At 71.2% G+C, this 4,126-nt stretch carries 2 protein-coding genes; both read right to left on the reverse strand.

Going from position 1 to position 4,126, the window contains the following annotated elements:
* Positions 1-1,111: ATP-dependent helicase (locus QZZ29_RS04345; protein ID WP_291381684.1), on the reverse strand; the 1,111-nt coding region annotated here is incomplete at its 3' end.
* The coding region (locus QZZ29_RS04350) for a UrvD/REP family ATP-dependent DNA helicase (RefSeq protein ID WP_291381686.1) at positions 1,108-4,126 on the reverse strand (3,019 nt) is incomplete at its 5' end. The genes QZZ29_RS04345 and QZZ29_RS04350, both read right to left, overlap by 4 nt.

A 4,126-nucleotide genomic window follows, 5' to 3' on the forward strand; every position in this document is an offset into this window, starting at 1 on the left:
CGACGGCCGAGTTCGCGGCGGCGAGGATGCTGGCCTCGTTGCGCCAACTCACCGACAGCGTGTGCCGCGCCACGGCGGCGCCCCCGAATCGCTCCACGAACTGCCGCAAGGCATCGGCCGAGGCCCCGCGGAAGCCGTAGATCGCCTGGTTGGGGTCACCCACCGCCATGACCGGGTGGGTCGTTCCGAACATGTGGGCGAACAGGTCGAGTTGCGGTGGCGACGTGTCTTGGAATTCGTCGAGGAGCACGGCCGCGTAGCGAGACCGCTCCAGTTCCTGCACAGGGGCCAAGCGAGCCAGCTTGACGGCCACATCTACCTGGTCCGAGAAGTCCAGGTAGGAGCCCTCCCGCTTGCGCCTGTCGTATTCGGCCACCAGGTCGGCCATGGCGGCCAGGGAACGCAGTTTGCCGACCTGCCGGGCGAGGTCTTGAGTGAAGGTCCCCGGGACCTGGTCTCCGGCCTTCTTGGGTAGCGCCTCCATCAGCGCGAGACCCCGCTCCGCCCATTCGCGCAACTGCTCGGGGCTGAGGCGGTGATCGCGTGCCTGGGCGGCGAGGCGAGGGATCGCGGCGGTGACAGTGCTGACGGCGGCATCGGTCTGCACGGCGCGATCCCACGAGTCGACGACGGACTGGGCAAGCTGCCACAGTGCGGCGCCGGTGAGCACGGTCGAGGCGGGATCGACCGCCACTCTCAAGCCATGTTCCTGCGCAAGAGCGGCCGCGTAGCCGTTGTACGTGGACACCGACACGGCTGGCCTCGCCGGGTCCGGGCCGAACACGGTGGCGATGCGCCGGGTGGCGCGCTCCGCAATCTCTGCCGCCGCCTTGCGGGTGAAGGTGAGGCACAGAATCTCGTCCGGGCTGATGTCGCGGCCGAACAGGCGCCGCGCGTTGTCCAGGAGATACAGGATGCGTAGCGACAGGGTCTCCGTCTTGCCCGACCCTGCCCCGGCAACGACCAGCGCGGGACCAAGATCCGCGCCCACGATCGCCGCCTGCTCGGCCGTCATCGTGCGGTCGGGGTCGACCGCGCCGGCCAGTTCGGCGACGCCCCTGCTCAGGCCCTCGACGCGGCCGTCGTGGAGTACCGTGCGGTCTGCGGTCACGACTCGCTCACCTGGGCCCCTTCGGCGTGGGCGGGGCACGCGCGCCGCGCCGGGCAGGAACCGCAGCCCTCGTTGACGGTCGCGACGAACCTGCGCCCGGCCATCGTGTGCACCACGGCGTCCAAACGCTCCCGAGCGGCCGCGCGGTCGATCGGGGCTTGGCTCCTCACGGCGCCCGCCTTGCCCGTGGAGACGTACGCAAGCTCCGCTCCCGCCGACGCGGTCACGCCCGGCACCGCGCCCTCGACGACGGCCAATTGGTACATCGCCAGCTGGCCGTTGTCCGCGGCGTCGGCGACGCTCGGCACGGACTGACCCGTCTTGATGTCGACCACGTACGCCGCACCCTCGTGCAGCTCGACGCGGTCGGCGGATCCCGCGAGGATCGCGCGCCCCACCTCGATGTTGAATGCATGCTCGGTGAGCACCTCACGGTCGGACCTGGAGTCCAGATAGGCGGCCAGCCGCACCACCTTGTCCCGTGCCCGTCGATACGCGTCACGCTCGGGCCACGTCTTCATCCCGAACGCCGTCGTCCAACGCTGTTCAAAGTCGGCCAGGATCTCGCTGTGGCCGCCGTGCGGGTGGGCCTCGGCGAGGGCGTGAATCAACGTGCCCACCTCTTGAGCGTCCGTCGCCTCGCGCGTGCCTCCCGTGGATTCGAGCGCCCACCTGAGGGCGCACTTCTCGACCCACTCGACCTTCGACGGCGACACTCGCACCGGTTCGTCGTCGTCCCACAAGCCCTCCTGCGTGGATGGCTCGGCGACGCCGTGCCACTGCGCAGGATCGGCGCCCTGGACCCCTGCCCGCGCCAGCAGGGCGAGCATGCGGGCGTGCGGGGTGGGGTCGACCGAGGTGAGGGCCTGGGAGCGCACGGCCGCCACGGCGGCCCGCAGGTCGGAGATGGGCCGGGTGAGCGCGGCGTCGGCACGCACCACCCCGGCCGCCTCCTCGACGAGCGAAACAAACCGGGAGGGACGGGACTCACCGTCGTCCACGGCGGTCACGACCAGCCGCGTGCGCGCCCGCGACACGGCAACCAGGAATCCGCGGGTCTCGTCATCGAGTACCGCCGCACGCGCCGCCCGCGCCGCCGCCTTGCCCGGCGCGGCGGACACGACGCCCGCGGTGAGGTCCGCCAGATGCTGGGAACCCAGCACCGAATCTCGCAACTTGAGGTTGGGCCACGCGCCTTCTTCGACCCCGGCGACGGCCACGACATCCCACTGTGCGCCGGCCGCCGACGCGGGGGTCGCGAACGCCACCACGTCGCGCGACAGCGCCCTCGCGCCCAGGGTGTCCGCCGCGAAGTCTTGACCCTCGAGATAGTCCACGAACGCGGCGGTATGCGCCTCGGGCAGGCGCTCCGTGAAGGTCTGTGCGGCGCGCAGCAGCGCGATCACGGCGTCAAGGTCGGCGTCGTCGCGAGCGGATCCACCGAGGGCCGCATCGCGCCACGCGGCCGCCACGCCCAGCGACTGCCAGGCCGCCCAGATCACGGCGCCGGGAGTGGCACCCGGTTCCGCGGCTCGCTTCTTCGCCGCCGCCGCGGCATGAGCCGCCGTGGCGGCGGCGGCCGCCTCCGGTCCCGCGAGCGACGCCCACCGCGACGGATCGACCATGGCGTCCAGAAGCAGCTCTCCCGAGGGGCGCTCACGGCCACCCGCGCGTTCCTCCCGCACCAGTTCGCGTCGCAGGCGCCGAATGCCCACAGGATCGAGACCGACCAGCCGCGACGTGAGGACCTCCACAGCGTCGTCTTCCGTCCACGGCTCACCCAACGCGGCGCGCAGAATCCTGAGCAGTGGGGCAACCGCGCTCTCCTGGTGCAACGCGGTGCCGTCGCCGAGCGATGCGCACGGGATGTCGGACGCAAGCAGATCCGAGCGGATCTGCCGCAGCAGGGCCGTCGATCGCGCCACTACGGCCATGCGCCCCCACGGGACTGGATCGCCGTCCAGGCCGTGCCGGGCCCTGCGCAACTCGGCCGCTATCGCCCGTGACTGCCCATAGTGGTGAGGGGCGGTGAGCACCACCACCGCTTCGCGGCCAGATTCGTCACCAGACGCCACCGCGGCCGACGCCTGGGCGACCGCCGCCCTGGCGGCTTGCCTCGCGCTTCCCACGCCTTTGACTCCGATGCGTCCGGTCACCGCTGCGCTGACAGCGGCGAGTCCACCTGATTGACGCAAACCTTCGCCAAGTTCAAGATGTGTTGCACCCCATTCCGACACCGCCTCATCCAGCCCTTGCGGGCGGGCACCTCGATAGCCCTGGACTGATTCGTCGGCATTGCCTACGAGAAGCAGGCGCGCGCCGCGTGAGGCCATCTGCCGCAGCAACGCTGCGCCGGCCGCCGTCACATCCTGGTAGTCGTCCACGATGACGTGCCCCCACGAGGGGGCGGCGCTTCCCTCGGGCCACGCCGCCAGGGCGTCGGCCGCTCGGGCGACAATCGTCGCGGGGTCATAGCGACCGCCCTGGTCGACGGGCGCGCTGCGCAGGGCCATGACGCCTTCGTATTCCGCATACAGGTCAGCCGCCGCAACCCATTCGATGCGATCGTGGTCTCGTCCGAGCGCCCGCAAGTCGTCCGCCGAGAGGTCGGCCTCCGCAGCGCGCATCAAGAGATTGCGCAACTCCTCGCGGAAGCCCGGAAGCAGTGTGGCCTCGTCAGGGAGGGCGTCACCCCAGTTCAGCCGCGCGGCCCTGCCATTCACGTGCCCTTCAAGTAGTTCGCGCAACACGACGTCCTGCTCGGCGCCGGACACCAGACCGGGTGGCGGTTCGTCCAGCATCTGCGCCTCGGCGGACAAGATCGCGAATGCGGTCGACGCAACCGTGCGGGCGACGGGCGTGGACGTGGGCACGCCGATGGCGAGAGACACCCGGTCGCGCAGCAGTGCGGCGGCCGCGCGGGTGGGAGCTATCACGAGCAACTTGTCACCGGGCAACCCTGCCCGGACGGCCTGTGCGGCCGCCTTGACGGCGAGCGTCGTTTTCCCAGCGCCC

The organism is Demequina sp. (assembly GCF_016278765.1).
GTDB lineage: Bacteria > Actinomycetota > Actinomycetes > Actinomycetales > Demequinaceae > Demequina.